Raw genomic sequence first — 15,308 nt, 5'->3', positions numbered from 1 at the left:
AGTCCTTTCAAAGTAATGCAGGTTTTGCCCTGCGTCATGCGCCTGCAACACGGGCATGACTCAATCAGCGTCTGGCCAAGTGATGGTCAGACCACAGAAACCACGGACGCAAGCGTCCCAAGGAACGGGAACATGAAAAAGCTTTTTACAATTATGGCGCTGATTGCGCTGACGGTCGGTAGCATCGGCCTGAGTTCGGCGCGCCAGTCGTCCGCCAGCAAGGCGGAATCGGTGGCGGGGGTGTTCGATTACTACCTGCTGGCGTTGTCCTGGTCGCCGACCTTTTGCCTGACCCACAAAGGCGACCCGCAATGCACCGGCAAGGGTTACGGTTTTGTCCTGCATGGCCTGTGGCCGCAATACGCCAAGGGCGGCTGGCCGCAATCCTGCCCGCCGCTGACCAACCTTTCGGCTGCTGAAACGGCCAAAGGCCTGACGCTGTTCCCGACCAAGAAACTGCTCGATCACGAATGGAGCAAGCACGGCACCTGCAGCGGCCTCGGCGCGATGGGCTATCTGGACGAAGCGGACAAAGCCGTGGCCGCGGTGAAAATTCCGGAAGAGCTGCAACCGTTCAGTAGCTCGTATTACTTCGAAGCGCAGGAAATTGCCGACCTGTTCCGCAGGAGCAATCCGGGCATCCCGTCAAACGGTATCGCCGTCATTTGCAACGGCCCGGAACTCTCGGAAGTGCGTGTGTGCATGGGCAAGGACCTGCAATTCGGCGCGTGCGGCAAGGGCGTGAAAACCCAGTGCCGGGCGGGGGATATTCGAGTACCGCCATCGCGTTGACCGGAGCGTTTACCGACCACAAAAACAGGCGCCTCTTCAGGCGCCTGTTTTTTTGCGTGCGGGTTTGAACAACGCCGCGACTTTGTTCATGCTTGCGCGCCAATGGATGATGACGCGACACCGCAAGGAGCTTTTCATGAGCAGAAAACCCGCTGCCCGAGTGACCGACCCGACGGCTTGCCCGTTGCCGGGACATGGCACCAGCGGTAAGAAAACCTTATTACTTCTTCTATTGACCATCTTGTGTTCAGCTTGCGCTAAAAACCATACGGTCCAGCCTGCAAATCTCAATTTTCTGGCGATAGAGAGAAAGCCCAACGGCCTGTATTACGAAATTTACTACGGCTCTGATGTAAATCTTTTGGATCTGTTTGGGAGAGGAATGAGGGAAGGCGCCGCTTCGACAACTCTGAAATGTGCGCTGGGTGACGATCAGGACTTCTCTATCACTAACCGCTTCAGGTATTCGGCGTACGGACTGATTGATGTAGATGAGGCCAACAAGGCAGGCGGAAAATTCAACTACGTGACCAGTGCAACTTTAAGGCAGACCGTGAATAACGGTTCAACTCAGGAATTTCTTTCAACTCAGGAGTTGAATGGCCTATTGTCCGGAAAGCTCCAGGTCCCCTGCAAAGTCGTCATTACCGCCTGGGGCTACAAACCCTACTACTCAAACACCATGAACCTCCCGGTCGCAGACCTGCTGCGCGAAGTCAACAAGCCCTGAGCTCAGCGCCCATCGGGGGGATCAAGCAAATCCCCCCGCATCCACCCCCAGTTCCCCGCGCAAAAACTCCACCAACCCGCGCTGCAATCCGCTCAACACCCCCTCGCGGCTGACCAGCGCCAGCTCCGTCGGCGGCAACAGCGGCAAATCCGTGCACACCCGATGTTCCGGCAACACCGCCGAAGCCGGCAGCACCGAAACCCCGAGCCCTGAGGCGACCGCCGCTTGAATGCCGGTCAGGCTGTGGCTGCCGAAGGCCACGCGCCAGGGGCGTTGCGCCACGTCGAGCAGGCGGATCGCCCGTTGCCTGTACAGGCAGCCTTGGGGAAACAATGCCAGCGGCAACACGCCAATGGATGAGTCGAATTCCGCGCCTTTGACCCAAACGAGTCGTTCCGGCCAGGTCGCCCAGGCGGGGCCGCTGTCGGGTTCGCGTTTGATCAGGGCGATGTCGATTTCGCCGCTGTCGAGGCGTTGGCGCAGGTCGAGGCTCATGCCGCTGACGGTTTCCAGCCGCGCTTGCGGGTGGCTGCGGGTGAAGCCGGCGAGGATCAGCGCCATGCGTCGGGCGTCGAAGTCTTCTGGCATGCCGATGCGCAGGATTTCCAGATCCAGGTCGCTGGCCAGGGCTTCGCTGGCCTCGGCGGACAAGGCCAGTAGTCGGCGGGCGTAATGGATCAGCAGTTCGCCGTGCTCGGTGACGCTGACGTTCAGCCCGGTGCGATCACGCAACAGCAGGGCGTGACCGACCAGGTCTTCCAGTTTGCGCACCTGTTGGCTGACCGTGGATTGGGTGCGGTGGACGCGTTCGGCGGCGCGGGTGAAGCTGCCTTCATCAACCACGCAGACGAAGGTTTTCAGCAGTTCCAGATCCAGCATGGCGGCGGTCTCGATATTGGTTTGGCAACTGACGGTTGGCTATTTATTTAATTTCACACTATCACCCCGAGTTCATAAGCTGAAGCCCTCACTTGCAGAGGAATGCCCCCATGACGTTGATCAACACACCGCGCCCGCAATGGCTGACTTTCGATTGCTACGGCACCTTGATTCAATGGGACGAAGGCCTGCGCGCCGTGGCCGAGCGGATCCTGAGCGAGAAGGGCGAACACCGGGTCGATGCCGGGCGCCTGATCGAGGTCTACGACCGCCACGAACATCGCCTGGAACAGACACCGCCGCACCGCTCGTTCCGCGAGCTGAGCACCCTCGGCCTGCAACTGGCGCTGGAGGAACTGGGGCTGGCGAGTGCCAGCCAGGACAGCCAGCGCCTGGCCGCCGCGATCCCGCAGATGCCGCCGTTTCCCGAAGTCGTCGAGACCCTCGCGCAGCTCAAGGCCAAGGGTTTCAAGCTGTGCATCGTCTCCAACACCGATGACGACATCATCGCCGGCAACGTCGCTCAACTGGGTGGTCACATCGACCGGGTGATCACCGCGCAACAGGCTGGCGCCTACAAACCGGCGCCCCGGCTGTTCGACTACGCTCATGAGCAATTGGGCGTCAGCCGCGATCAGGTGGTGCACATCTGCGCCAGCCCGATGCTCGACCACACGGCGGCCCGCGACATGCATTTTCGCTGCGTATGGATTGATCGAGGGACCGGTCGTCAGTTGCTGCCGGACTATCGACCCGACGCGATCCTCAACACGCTGGACGAAGTGCTGCCGCTGTTCGCATCCCTTGGCTGGTCATAAAGGAGGTTCGCCATGGCCCATACCCTGACCGGCAGCGCCCGACCCGCGCGTTACGCCTCGGTGAACCTCGACAGCGAAGCCATCATCACCGCTCGCCAAGAGCTGGCGGCGTGCTTTCAACTGGCGGCGCTGCACGGGTTGGAAGAGGGGATCTGCAATCACTTTTCGGCGATGTTGCCGGGGCACGCTGATCTGTTTCTGGTCAATCCCTACGGCTATGCGTTTTCCGAGGTGACGGCGCATAACCTGCTGGTCTGCGATTTCGCCGGCAACGTGGTGGACGGCGAGGGCCAGCCGGAGGCCACTGCTTTTTACATTCACGCGCGCCTGCATCAGCGACTGCCACGGGTGAAAGTTGCGTTCCACACGCACATGCCGAACGCGACGGCATTGTGCCTGCTGGAGGGGCCGCCGCTGTTGTGGCTGAGCCAGACCGCGCTGAAATTCTACGGGCGCACGGCGGTGGACGAGCATTACAACGGGCTGGCGCTGGACGCGCGTGAAGGCGACCGGATTGCCGAGATGATGGGCGATGCCGACATTCTGTTCCTCAAGAATCACGGGGTGATCGTCGCCGCCCCGACCATCGCCGAGGCCTGGGACGATCTGTATTACCTGGAGCGTGCCGCGCAAGTGCAATTGCTGGCGATGGCCACGCATCGGGTGTTGAAACCGGTGCCGCACGCGGTAGCGCAACGGGCGTACGAGCAGATGCGCGAGGGCGATCCCGAGAGTGCGCGGGCGCATCTGCACAGTGCAATGCGGCGGTTGTCGAGCCGGGGGTGAAAGCGAGGAAAACGGGCAGGCAAAAATAATTCGCGCCGCAGGTCATCCAATTGCCCTGCGCGCCGATAGCAACAGGGTCGGGATCGTCGCGGGGGCACTTGGTTGCCCCACACAACCCGGTGGGCTACGCTCACAAAATACAAGGGTTTCGGGCTTTCGCCCCTGTCGTACCTGCCCAGGACACGCTTTTGCCTATCCCCATTCACGATCCGCACCAGGCCCCCGGCGGCACTCTCAAGCGCTTGCCCCTGCGCAAGGCAGCGGTGTTGTTCATCGTTGCCGTGTGTCTGAGCCTGTCCGGCCTGCTGTATTTGCAGATCGAGCAATCGCGGCGCCAGGATCTGGCGAACGCGCAAGTGGCCTCGGCCAACCTGACCCGGGCTATGGCGCAGCAGGCCGAAGACACCTTTCTGGCGGCGGATCTGGTACTGACAGGCCTGGTCGACTGGGTTCAGGACGATGGTTATGGCGCGGCGCAGAGGCCACGCCTTCAGAAGACCCTGGCACGGCGGGTGCAGCAACTGGAGCAGTTGCACGGCATGTTCCTGTTCGACCGCGAAGGGCAGTGGGTGATTACCTCGTTCCCGGATCTGCCGCGCGGCAATGGCGTGGCGGATCGCGAGTACTTCAGGTTTCACCAGCAGAACGTGTCGGGTGTGGCACACATCGGTCCGGCGATCCGCAGCCGCGAGAACGGCGAGTGGATCATCCCGATCTCCAAGCGGGTCAGCGACCACGCCGGCAATTTTCAGGGGGTATTGCTGGCCGGGATCAAGATGTCGTACTTCGACAAGTTCTTTAAAAGCTTCAGCCTGGATGACAACGGCACCATGTTTCTTGGCCTGACCGACGGCACCGTGCTGGCTCGCCGGCCGTTCGATGAGGCCTTGATCGGCACCTCGATGGCCAAGGGCGAGATCTATCAGAAGCTGCTGCCCAATGCCACCGCCGGCACCGCGATGATCGATTCGTTGGTTGATGGTGTCACGCGCCTTTATGGTTACCGGCAGTTGGAAAGTTATCCGCTGGTGGTGTCCGCTTCGTCATCTCGGGACACGATTCTCCAGGGCTGGCACGACCGGGCTTTCCAGTCCAGCGTGATCGTGGCGCTGGTGATGCTCGGCGTGGGGCTGTTCGGCTGGGTGTTCATTCATCAGGTGCGCGATGGCGAGCGGATCGAAAAAAACCTGCGCAAGGCCCAGCGGGCGCTGGAGCAGATCGCCACCCACGACAGCCTCACCGGGCTGGCCAACCGGCGTCTGTTCGAGCGCTCGCTGGAGGTGGAGTTTGCCCGGGGCGCTCGGCAGTCGAGCCCGGTCAGCCTGATCATGCTCGATATCGATTTCTTTAAACGCTACAACGATGCCTACGGCCACGTGGCCGGTGACCATTGCCTGACGCAGGTCGCGCAGGTGGTGAAAAACTGCTGCCAGCGCAAGTCTGATCTGGCGGTGCGTTACGGCGGCGAAGAATTCGCCGTGTTGCTGCCGGACACCGACATCAACGGCGCGCTGGCGATTGCCGGGCAGATCCGTCGCAGCGTCATGGATAAACACATCGCCCACAGTGGCTCGCCCACCGGTTATCTCACGGTGAGCCTGGGTTGCTATTCGTTTATTCCGATGGGCAACGACAGTCCGGAGCTGTTCATCCAGCGTGCGGACGCGGCGCTGTATCAGGCCAAGAACGCCGGCCGCAACCGCGCGGCCGTGTTGTCGATGGACGTTGGTGTTGGCGAATTGATGCGTTCGGATCGCTGACAAAAAACCAATCGGGTTCGGACACAGGCCCTGGCCTTCACCCTGACCTGCTCTTGTTCGTTCAGCCGCCAGTGTCACCGCCGGCGGGATGACGAGCGGTCAGAAGTCCACGGTGGCGGAAACCTTCAGCGTGCGCGGCGTGCCCTGGGTCAGGTAACCGCCGTTGGCCGAGGCCCAATAGGCTTCGTTGGCGACGTTCTCCAGATTGGCCCGCAGGGTGATCTGCTTTTCATCCAGTTTGAAGGCGTAGCGCGAACCGAGGTCGAAGCGGTTCCACGCTGGAATGCTCTGGGTGTTCGCCGCGTTCAGGTACTGGCCGCCGGTGCGCAACATCCGCGCGCTGAGGGCGGCGCCTTCGAGGCCTGGAATGTCCCAGTCGGCGCCGAGGTTGAACTGGAAGCGCGGCACCCCGACGGCGCGGTTGCCGTCATTCACGCCGTTGCTGCTGCCTTCCAGTTCAGTCTTCATCAGTGTCGCGCCGCTGAGCAGGCGCAGGCCGTCGAGCGGTTCGCCGTAGACGTTGAGTTCCATGCCTTTGTTGGTCTGCTGGCCGTCGACCCGGAAGATTCCGTCCTGGGTGTAGCTCGACGGTTGCTCGATGCGATAGACGCCGAGGTTGGCGCCGTAGCTGCCCATGTCCAGGCGCACGCCGGCCTCGATCTGCTTGCTGCGCACCGGGGCGAAGGTTTCGTCGCGGTTGATCGCCGTGGTCGGCGGCGTCGGGCCCTTGGCCAGGCCTTCGATGCGGTTGGCATAGAACGACACGTGTTCCCACGGCTTGATCACCAGGCCGTAGACCGGAGTGGTGATCGACTCTTCATAACTTGAGGTGCGGGCGCCGGTGGCGGTGCTCCAGCCGTCGACTTTCAATTCCTGGCGACGCACGCCGAGGGTCAGCAGGATGCGGTCATCGACGAAGCCGAGGGTGTCGGAAATCGCCTCGCTGCGCAGGGTGTTCTTGCCGGTGATGCGCGGGTCGTTGATGTCGCTGGCGAACGAGGTGGGCGCCGGGCGCGGTTTGTCGGTGACGTTGTACAGGTTGGTGCTGTAGCGCCCGGCGGTGCTGATGGTTTCGAACGCCGAGCGCTGCTCGCCCCAGATGCCCGCCCAGCCGAGGTTCAACTGGTGCGTGACGGGGCCGGTGTCGAAACGGCCGTTGAGTCCGGCCATGGCGCTCTGGTTGTCCTCGTCGTGGGGCGAATAGAGCATGCCGCCACGGGCGCTGCCGTTGAGGTCGGTGACGGTCAGCGATGAATACACGCCATTCTCGCGGGTGTGCTTGGCGCCGCCGGAGACGTAGGCCGTCCAGTTGTCGTTCAGGTCGTACTCGGCGCGGGCCATGCCGAAGGTGTCTTCGAGTTGCGAATAGCTCCAGCTCTGGGCGTAGCTGGCATTGGCGTGCGGCACCTTGGGGGCTATGGTCAGGCTCGAATCGACGTAGATCACCGAGCGCCCCTGGTTGATGACCTGCTTCTGATAGCCGAAATCGGTCGAGACCCGCAGGCAATCGCCACGATAGTCCAGGCCGACGCTGAACAGCGACGAGCGCTGGTCTTCGTCATCGACGGCAGTATCGCCTTCGCGCTGCATCAGGTTGACCCGCGCGCCGAAGCGGTTGTCCTCGCCAAAGCGCTGGCCCAGATCCAGATGCCCGCCGACCCGGCCGTCGGCGCTGTAATCGAGGGTGACGCTGTGGGTCGGCGTGTCCATCGCGCGTTTGGGTTGCAGGTTGATCCCGCCACCGATGCCGCTGCCGCTCGGGGTCACGCCGTTGACGAACGCGTTCGGGCCTTTGAACAGTTCCACTCGGTCCAGCGCTTCGACGGCGATGATCTGCCGGGGCAGCACGCCGTACAGGCCGTTATAGGAAATGTCATCGGAGGCCAGTGGCAGCCCACGGATCATGAACATCTGCGAGAAGTTGCCGAAGCCGTTGGACTGGCGCACAGAGGCGTCGTTGAGCAACACATCGCCGACGGTCTGGGCCTGTTGATCGGCCATGGTCTTGGCGGTGTAGCTGGTGACGCTGAAGGGCAGGTCGTTGACCTCCTGGTTGCCGAGCATGCCGATCTGCGCACGGCGGGCGACCTGTTCGCCGCCGTAGGTGGCGCCGCTGTCGTCGCGCAGCGCGCTGACGTTGGTGGCGCCGAGTTCCAGTACGCCGTCCGCCGCGACTTTCGGCGCCACGGTGTAACCGTTGTGGCCGGTGCTGATCAGCTCGAAACCGCTGCCTTCCAGCAACCGGGCGAAACCGCTCTGCGCGGTGTAACTGCCTTGCAGGCCGGGGCTCTGGCGATTGCCCAGTTGCGCCGGATCGAACGACAGCGGCACGCCGACGCTGACCGCAAATTGCGCCAGCACATGGCTGAGCAGGCCGGGGCCGATGTTGACGCTGCGGCGGGCGCTTTCACTGACGCTGTCGGCGGCGTGGGCGGCGCTCGGCAGCAGGGCGCTGAAGGCCAGGGCCAGGCTCAGGTTCAGGGCCTTGAGCGCAAAATTGGCAGGGCGGGGCGATGGCATTGCGGTCATTCGGTGTTCCTGTCGGGGGCGTGGAATGGGAAGGTCTATCCACTCACCGGACGAGTCGCGAAAAGGTATCAGTGAATACGGAAAATATTTTCCGAGGGCTCAGACACGGGGCTCCACCGACAGCCAATAACGGGTCAGGCTGGTGATCTTCAGCGGCAATGTATCGCTGAGCAGACGCAGGCTGGCGTCGGTGTCGCGCAGGGAAAACGCTCCGGACACGCGCATCGCCGCCACGTCCGGATCACAGCGCAGCACGCCTGGGCGATAGCGGCTCAACTCGCCGAGTAATTCGTCCAGGCGCATGTTGCTGGCCAGCAGCATGCCTTTGTCCCAGGCCAGGGACGCAGTGTCGAAAGGTTCGGCACTGTCGAAGCCGTTGAGCTTGAAGCGCTGGCGCTCGCCGGCCTTGAGAATCGCGCTTTGCTGGAGCAATTGCGGGGTGATCTGAACCTGGCCTTCGAGCACCGACACCTGGCTGCGCGAACCCTCGGTGCGTACGCAGAATCGCGTGCCCAGTGCGCGGGCCACGCCTTGTGGGGTTTCGACAATGAACGGGCGGGCGCTGGCGTCTGCGGCGGTGTTGATCAGCACTTCGCCGTTGAGCAGCAAGACCCGACGCTCCACCGGGCTGAAGGCGATGTCCACGGCGCTGTCGGTGTTGAGCATCAACTGGGTGCCGTCCGGCAGTTGCAGGTGCTTTTGCTCGCCGACGGCGGTGCGTTGGTCGGCGGTCCATTGCTGCCACGGCACATGCTGCGAAGCGATGCCCAACGGCCCGGCCATCAACAGCAAACCGAGGCGGGTGAGGGTCTGGCGACGGCTCAAGCCCTCTTTGCGGGATGCGCGTTTCAAGGTCTGGAGCGCGACGTTGGCCGGCACGCTGCGCAAGTCCCCCAGCAACGCTTCGGCCCGCTGCCAGGCGATGGCGTGCTCGGCGCTGCGGGTGCGCCATTGGGCGATGGCCTGATGGTCGGACGGTGTCGCGGTGCCGGAATGCAGTTGCACCAGCCAGTCGGCGGCTTCGCCAAGAATCTGCGGGTTGATCATCGACGAATGCATCAGGCGACACTCAGGCAGGCAATGAACGCGGCGCGCATGTGCCGTTTGACGGTGATCAGCGAAACACTCAGGCGCGTAGCGATCTGCGCGTAGGTCAGGCCTTCGATCTGCGACAGCAGGAAGGTCTCGCGGGTCTGCTGCGGCAGTTCGCGCAGCAGTGCTTCGATGCGCCACAGGGTTTCGAGAATCAGGTAGCGGGTTTCCGGCGACGGCACTTCGGCGGCGGGCAGGTGCGCGATGGTTTCCAGATACGCGCGCTCCAGGTCCTGCCGCCGCCAGCGATCGATCATCAGGCCTTTGGCGATGTGCGTCAGCAATGCCCGGGGTTCGCTGCCCAGCGGTTTGATCACCTGACGGGTGAGCAGGCGCAAAAAGGTATCGTGCGCCAGATCGGCCGCCTCGCAGCGGTTGCCCAACTTGCGTTGCAGCCAGCCCTGCAGCCACCCGTGGTGTTCGCTGTAGAGCGTCTGGACTTGCTGATTCAACGGCTGATCGAGGGACGACATGAAGGGCAGATACTCGTTTCGGGCGTCCGTTGCCAAGGGTGCGGGCGTGAGTGCGAAAACTGTGCAATTAAGAATTGATCGCATTCTAGTGGCGCGCAACGAGTGCTGGCAATTGCCCATTCACACTTTCTTTTCTGACGCCAACGCAGTGGCCTACCCATCTTCCGGGAGATTGGCTATTTGCCGGTCCGGGTGCCGGGACTAACGTAGCCCCACATTCACTTGCCCCGGAGATCCTCGATGAAACCTCGTATCGATTTCTACACCGCGTCCCCTGATGCCCTGAAAGCGATGATGGCCCTGGAAACCGCCGTCTCGAAACTGCCGCTGGAAAAGACCCTGATCGAACTGGTCAAGCTGCGCGCTTCGCAGATCAATGGCTGCGCGTTCTGCATCGACATGCACACCGCCGACGCGATCAAGGGCGGCGAAACCCCGCGCCGGTTGTTCGCCGTGACCGCGTGGCGTGAGGCGCCGTTCTTCACCGAACGTGAACGCGCCGCGCTGCTGTGGACCGAATCCCTGACCCAACTGAGCCTGACCCACGCCCCGGACGAAGATTATGAAGCCGTCGCCGCCCAGTTCTCGCCCAAGGAAATGGTCGACCTGACGGTCGCGATCAGCACCATCAACAGCTGGAACCGCCTGGCCGTGGGCTTCCGTAAAACCCCGCAAGCCTGATCGATCAATGTGCATCGGCACTCGGCGCGGCCGGTGGCTGCACCTTGCGCATCAAGGGCACCATCGCCGTGGCGAGGCCGAAGCACACCATGATCATCAGGAACGTGTCGCCGTAGGTTTGCGTCTGCGCTTCACGGTAGGTCAGCAGCCATAGCTGACGCAGACTGGCGGTGAGGCCGACATCGCCGCTCTGACCCAGTGCGGCAAAGTTGCCGCCGACCTGGGCCAGCCACTGATTCACTGCTTCGTTGCTGCTGTTCAGATGTTCCGCCAACCGGGTGAAGTGCAGGTTGGTGCGGTCGTTGAGAATGGTCGCGCACGCCGCAATCCCGATTGCACCGCCCAGATTGCGCATCAGGTTGAACAGGCCCGAGGCATGCTTGAGCCGCGCCGGTGCCAGGCCACCCAACGTCAACGTTACCGCCGGCGGCACCGCCAGTTGCTGGGCGATCCCGCGCAGGGCTTGCGGCAGCAGCAATTCTCCGGCGCCCCAGTCGTGGGTGATCGGACTGAATTCCCACATCGACAGGGCGAACAACGCCAGCCCTGCCATCATGATCCAGCGCAGATCGATGCGATTGGCCAAAAAGGCGTACAGCGGAATCGCCATGATCTGGAACACTCCGGTGGAGAAAACCGCCAGACCAATGTCCAGCGCCCCGTAGCCGCGCACCCGGCCGAGAAACAGCGGCGTCAGGTAAATCGTCGCGAACAGGCCGATCCCGGTGACGAACGAAAAGAAGCAGCCGAGGGCGAAATTGCGATCCTTGAGCGCGCGCAGATCGACGATCGGGTTGGCCACGTGCAGCGTGCGGCCGATGAACGCCAGCCCGGCCAGGCCGCTGATCCACGCGGTGGTCAGGATCGTCTGGTCACTGAACCAGTTCCAGCGCGGGCCTTCTTCCAGGGTGTATTCCAGGCAGCCGAGAAACAGCGCCAGAAACACCATGCTCAAATAGTCCGCGCCTTTGAGCAGCGACAGTTCCGGCTGATCGATTCTGACCAGCATCGGCACCGCCACGGCGACGAAAATCCCCGGCACCAGGTTGATGTAGAACAGCCAGTGCCACGACGAAATGTCGGTGATCCAGCCGCCGATCACCGGGCCCAGGGTCGGTGCCAGCGACGCCACGGCGCCGATGGTCGCGGCGGCGATCACCCGTTGTTTGCCGGTGAAGAAAAAGAACGCCGTGGTGAACACCAGCGGAATCATCGAGCCGCCGAGAAACCCTTGCAACGCGCGGAAGGCGATCATGCTCTGGATGTTCCAGGCGATGCCGCAAAGCAGGCTGGCGAGGGTGAAACCGACCGCTGAAGCGCAGAACAGCCAGCGGGTGGAGAACACGCGGGACAGCCATCCGGACAGCGGAATCACGATGATTTCGGCGATCAGGTAGCTGGTCTGCACCCACGCGGTTTCATCGGTGCCGGCGGACAACCCGCCGCCGATGTCGCGCAGCGAGGCCGAGACGATCTGGATGTCCAGCAGCGCGATGAACATGCCGATGCACATCGTGGCGAAGGCGAACACCTTGGTCGCCGTCGCCATCTTGGCGGCATTGAATGGCTGCGCGGCGGCGGTGAGGGCGGTGCTCATGGCGCGCTGGCCACGGCGGTGGTTTCAGGCTGGGCGCGGGTGTCGACTTCAGCCGTCACCGACAGGCCCGGACGCAGATGGCCGAGCACGCCGTCGGCGGGGTCGAGCAGGATCCGCACCGGCACTCGCTGGACGATCTTGGTGAAGTTGCCGGTGGCGTTTTCCGGCGGCAGCACGCTGAATTGCGAACCGGTAGCCGGGGCGAGGCTGTCGAGGCGACCATGGAATTCCTGGCCGGACAACACGTCGGCGCGAATGCTCACGCGCTGGCCGGGTTTCATCCGCGCCAGTTGGTCTTCCTTGAAATTGGCATCGACCCACAGACCGCTGGCCGGGACCACTGATAACTGCTGCGAGCCGGCTTGGGCGTAGGCACCGACCCGCGCGCGGCGGTTGCCGATCACGCCATCAACCGGAGCGCGCAGTTCGGTGTAGCCGAGGTTCAGTTGCGCCAGATCACGCTCGGCCCGGGCTTGCTGCAGGGCGGCGCGGGCCTGTTGTTTCTGGGTTTCGATCACCGCGAGTTGGCGCTGCGCGGCCAGCAGCTCGGCCTGGGCCTTGGCGCTCAAGGCTTGCGCAGTCTTGAAGGTGGCGTCGGCCCGTTGCGCGCTTTCCACCGAGACTGCGTTGGTGGTCACCAGACGCTTGTAGCGTGCGTTGTCATCCCGCGAACGAGCGGTTTCGGCGCTGGCGGCATCAATGCCGGCGCGGGCCTGGCCGATCACTGCTTGCTGCAGCTGTTCAGTGGCGTCGAGGTTGGCCAGCAGCGCTTCTTCGGCGGCGACCGCACCTTCGGCCTTGGCCAGGTGGGCGCGGTAGTCGCGGGCGTCGAGGCGGATCAGCACGTCGCCGGCCTTCACCTTTTGGTTGTCGCTGACCAGCACTTCCTCGATGTAACCGGCGACTTTCGGCCCGATCACCGTGACGTCGCCGCCGATGTAGGCATCGTCGGTTTCCTCGAGAAATCGCCCCGTGCCCCACCAATGCACGGCATACAGGCCGGCGAATACCAGCGCGGCCAGACCCGCAGCGGGCAACAGCAGGCGTTTGAGCAGGGGAGGCTTGGGAGCACTGACCGGGGCGGTGAGATCGGGTTCTACGGTGGGCATGCTGGTCATGGCGTAATACCTGAAGAAGCGGAATGGCTATTACGGTCGTAATATGACGCGAGTAATATTTTGTGGCAATTGATTTTTATCGCCGGCCGTCAGATGGAGGGCGTTTAAAAAAAGCTGATCATTTGTTTAAGAAATGTAAGCGCTGTAGGAAGCGTCTTGCATTTGTGTAGGAAGGCTCTGACTATCACCGCAATTGATGGGGTGGCATTAAGCCAGTTGATTGCAAGGATGTTGAGTGTCGTATTCGCTTTACGCAGTTTCTCGTAGTCGTTCTCTGCCGCACCCGCTGTTGTCGGCCTTGTTGCTGAGTGTATCTGCGCCCAGCGTTCTCGCCGCCGAAGCGCCAGCCTCTGGCCAGGAAGTGTTGCGCCAGCAGCAACTGCAACAGCGCGATCTGCAACAGCTGCAACTCGAACAGCGCAAGCGCCAACTGGAGCGCGGCGCGTTCGGCCCGACGCCTGCCACTGCGGCCATTCCTGAATCGATCAAACCCGACGAGCACTGCTGGCCCCTGAGCGGCACGCGCATCGGCGGCGTCACGCTGATCGACCGCGACCAACTCAACGCTCGCATTAAACCGCTTCTGGCGCCGTGCATGGGCGTCGGTCAGATCAACCATTTGCTGGCAACCCTCACCGCGCTGTACGTGGAGAAGGGCTACATCGCCAGTCGGCCGTACCTGAGCCGCGCGCCAGCGGCGGGGCAGTCGCTGGATATTCTGATCGACGAAGGCTACATCGAGTCCATCGAACTGGCCGACCAGAGCCTGCCGGTGTCCCTCGGCGGGGCGTTCCCGGGCATGCTCGGCAAGCCGCTGAACCTGCGGGATCTGGAACAGGGGCTGGATCAGTTGAATCGTCTGCGCTCGCTCGACCTGACCGCCGACATCGCCCCCGGAAGCCAGCCCGGCGCGTCAAAAATCATCCTGCGTTCGCGTACCTCCGGGCAGTCACGCTGGGCCCTCGGTGCCGGTTTCGACAACCTCGGCAGCGCCAGCACCGGCCGCGATCGCGACACGCTGAGCCTGACCCTCGACAGTCCGCTCGAACTCAACGACCTGTTGAGCCTTAGCGCCAGCGACACCCTCAACCAGGGCGACCGCTACAGCCGCAACGCCAGCCTCTACTACGCGATTCCCTACGGTTACTGGACGTTCAGCACCTTCGCCAGCCACGCCGAATACCGCGCGCCGTTCAAGCTCAGCACGGCGACCCTGTACAGCACCGGCATCACCGATCAGCTCAGCCTGCGCGCCGACCGGGTGTTGTGGCGCGACCAGAGCCACCAGCTCAGCGCCAACCTGCAACTGGCGCACAAGGACGTCGACAGCTATCTGGAAAACGTCCGCCTCGGCATCCAGAGCCCGACCCTGACCGTGGCCGAAGCCGGGCTCAATCTGTTCTGGCTCGATCGTGCGGTGTGGAATCTCGACATCAACTACGCCCAGGGCTTGCGCGGGTTCGGTGCCGACGATGATGCCGATCATCAGGTCAAGAATCTGCCCAAGGCCCAGTTTCGCAAGTACCGGGCCGGCCTCAGCCAGTGGCGCAACGGTCAGCTCGGCGCGCAAGCCTGGCAATGGCAGAGCCAACTCAATGTGCAGTACAGCCCGGATCCGTTGCCGGCGATCGAACAGTTGCTCGGCACCGACGATTCCGCCGTGCGCGGTTACCGGGTCAGCAGCGCGTCCGGCGCCAGCGGCGCGATCTGGCGCAACACCTTGCGCCTGCCGCTGCGCAGCGATTTGCCGGTGCAGCTCACCCCGCGCGTCGGCCTCGACCACGGCTGGATCAAGGCCGATCACGGCGCCTCGGGCAAACGCCTGAGCGGCGCCAGCGTCGGCCTCAACCTGGGCTGGAAAAACCTGCAAGTGGATGTCGATTACCAACGCAGCCTGAACACCCCGACCGGCCTGCACCGCGAGCCTGAAACCTGGCTGATGCGGGTCGGATTACAGATATGAACGTCAGTGAACAACAGCCATCGGGCCTGAGCGCGACAGCCGTGGCCTTCAACTCAACGCGCAACGTGATGCCGCACTACATGGAGAGTT

Annotated in this window: 13 protein-coding genes; 7 read left to right on the top strand and 6 right to left on the bottom strand. The window is 63.0% G+C overall.

Translation table 11 applies throughout. The annotated features are described in order from the left end of the window. The first annotated feature begins 132 nt into the window (after nt 1–132). Both ACKJSM_RS11755 and ACKJSM_RS11750 read left to right on the top strand, forming a co-directional pair. Complete coding sequence (locus ACKJSM_RS11755; RefSeq protein WP_410237519.1) at nt 133–792, top strand: ribonuclease T2; 660 nt, start codon at nt 133–135, stop codon at nt 790–792. 136 nt (nt 793–928) lie between these two features. Further along, on the top strand, nt 929–1,522 hold the full coding sequence (locus ACKJSM_RS11750; RefSeq protein ID WP_410237518.1) for a hypothetical protein: 594 nt from the start codon (nt 929–931) through the stop codon (nt 1,520–1,522). 21 nt (nt 1,523–1,543) lie between these two features. Here the strand turns inward: ACKJSM_RS11750 and ACKJSM_RS11745 are convergent, their stop codons facing one another. Beyond that, nucleotides 1,544–2,401 (bottom strand): LysR substrate-binding domain-containing protein, encoded by an 858-nt coding sequence (locus tag ACKJSM_RS11745; protein WP_410237517.1) that lies wholly within the window; start codon nt 2,399–2,401, stop codon nt 1,544–1,546. 110 nt (nt 2,402–2,511) lie between these two features. On the opposite strand from ACKJSM_RS11745, the gene ACKJSM_RS11740 reads away from it, so the two are divergent. From ACKJSM_RS11740 to ACKJSM_RS11730, 3 genes are all read left to right on the top strand, one after another. After that, complete coding sequence (locus ACKJSM_RS11740) at nt 2,512–3,219, top strand: haloacid dehalogenase type II (RefSeq protein ID WP_011335133.1); 708 nt, start codon at nt 2,512–2,514, stop codon at nt 3,217–3,219. A 12-nt stretch (nt 3,220–3,231) separates the two neighbouring features. Beyond that, on the top strand, nt 3,232–4,005 hold the full coding sequence (locus ACKJSM_RS11735) for an aldolase (RefSeq protein WP_410237516.1): 774 nt from the start codon (nt 3,232–3,234) through the stop codon (nt 4,003–4,005). A gap of 188 nt (nt 4,006–4,193) precedes the next feature. Beyond that, nucleotides 4,194–5,765, top strand: coding sequence for a diguanylate cyclase (locus ACKJSM_RS11730; RefSeq protein WP_410237515.1), 1,572 nt, complete (start codon nt 4,194–4,196; stop codon nt 5,763–5,765). A 99-nt stretch (nt 5,766–5,864) separates the two neighbouring features. Here the strand turns inward: ACKJSM_RS11730 and ACKJSM_RS11725 are convergent, their stop codons facing one another. The 3 genes from ACKJSM_RS11725 to ACKJSM_RS11715 form a co-directional block, all read right to left on the bottom strand. Next, the gene (locus ACKJSM_RS11725) at nt 5,865–8,294 is read right to left on the bottom strand and encodes a TonB-dependent siderophore receptor (protein ID WP_410237514.1); all 2,430 of its coding nucleotides are present in this window, start codon (nt 8,292–8,294) and stop codon (nt 5,865–5,867) included. Nucleotides 8,295–8,393: 99 nt separating this feature from the next. Next, complete coding sequence (locus ACKJSM_RS11720; RefSeq protein WP_410237513.1) at nt 8,394–9,353, bottom strand: FecR domain-containing protein; 960 nt, start codon at nt 9,351–9,353, stop codon at nt 8,394–8,396. Beyond that, on the bottom strand, nt 9,353–9,859 hold the full coding sequence (locus ACKJSM_RS11715) for a sigma-70 family RNA polymerase sigma factor (RefSeq protein ID WP_410237512.1): 507 nt from the start codon (nt 9,857–9,859) through the stop codon (nt 9,353–9,355). Before ACKJSM_RS11715 ends, ACKJSM_RS11720 begins: the two co-directional genes overlap by 1 nt. Before the next feature lie 240 nt (nt 9,860–10,099). Between ACKJSM_RS11715 and ACKJSM_RS11710 the strand changes: the two genes are divergently transcribed. Then, nucleotides 10,100–10,540, top strand: a complete 441-nt coding sequence (locus ACKJSM_RS11710; RefSeq protein ID WP_236177262.1) for a carboxymuconolactone decarboxylase family protein — start codon at nt 10,100–10,102, stop codon at nt 10,538–10,540. A 4-nt stretch (nt 10,541–10,544) separates the two neighbouring features. Here ACKJSM_RS11710 and ACKJSM_RS11705 read toward each other — a convergent pair whose 3' ends face one another. Next, the gene (locus ACKJSM_RS11705) at nt 10,545–12,137 is read right to left on the bottom strand and encodes a DHA2 family efflux MFS transporter permease subunit (protein WP_236177265.1); all 1,593 of its coding nucleotides are present in this window, start codon (nt 12,135–12,137) and stop codon (nt 10,545–10,547) included. Next, on the bottom strand, nt 12,134–13,255 hold the full coding sequence (locus ACKJSM_RS11700; RefSeq protein ID WP_236177267.1) for an HlyD family secretion protein: 1,122 nt from the start codon (nt 13,253–13,255) through the stop codon (nt 12,134–12,136). The genes ACKJSM_RS11705 and ACKJSM_RS11700 overlap by 4 nt, the downstream gene beginning before the upstream one ends. 235 nt (nt 13,256–13,490) lie before the next feature. Between ACKJSM_RS11700 and ACKJSM_RS11695 the strand changes: the two genes are divergently transcribed. Next, a complete protein-coding gene (locus ACKJSM_RS11695) occupies nt 13,491–15,218 on the top strand; it encodes a ShlB/FhaC/HecB family hemolysin secretion/activation protein (protein WP_410237511.1) in 1,728 nt (575 codons plus the stop codon). Nucleotides 15,219–15,308: the final 90 nt, after the last annotated feature.

This window comes from Pseudomonas sp. PHC1, from assembly GCF_046487845.1.
Classification (GTDB): Bacteria; Pseudomonadota; Gammaproteobacteria; order Pseudomonadales; family Pseudomonadaceae; genus Aquipseudomonas; species Aquipseudomonas sputi.
The sequence above is the reverse complement of the archived record's forward strand: the minus strand, read 5'-3'. Positions and strand labels throughout refer to the sequence as shown.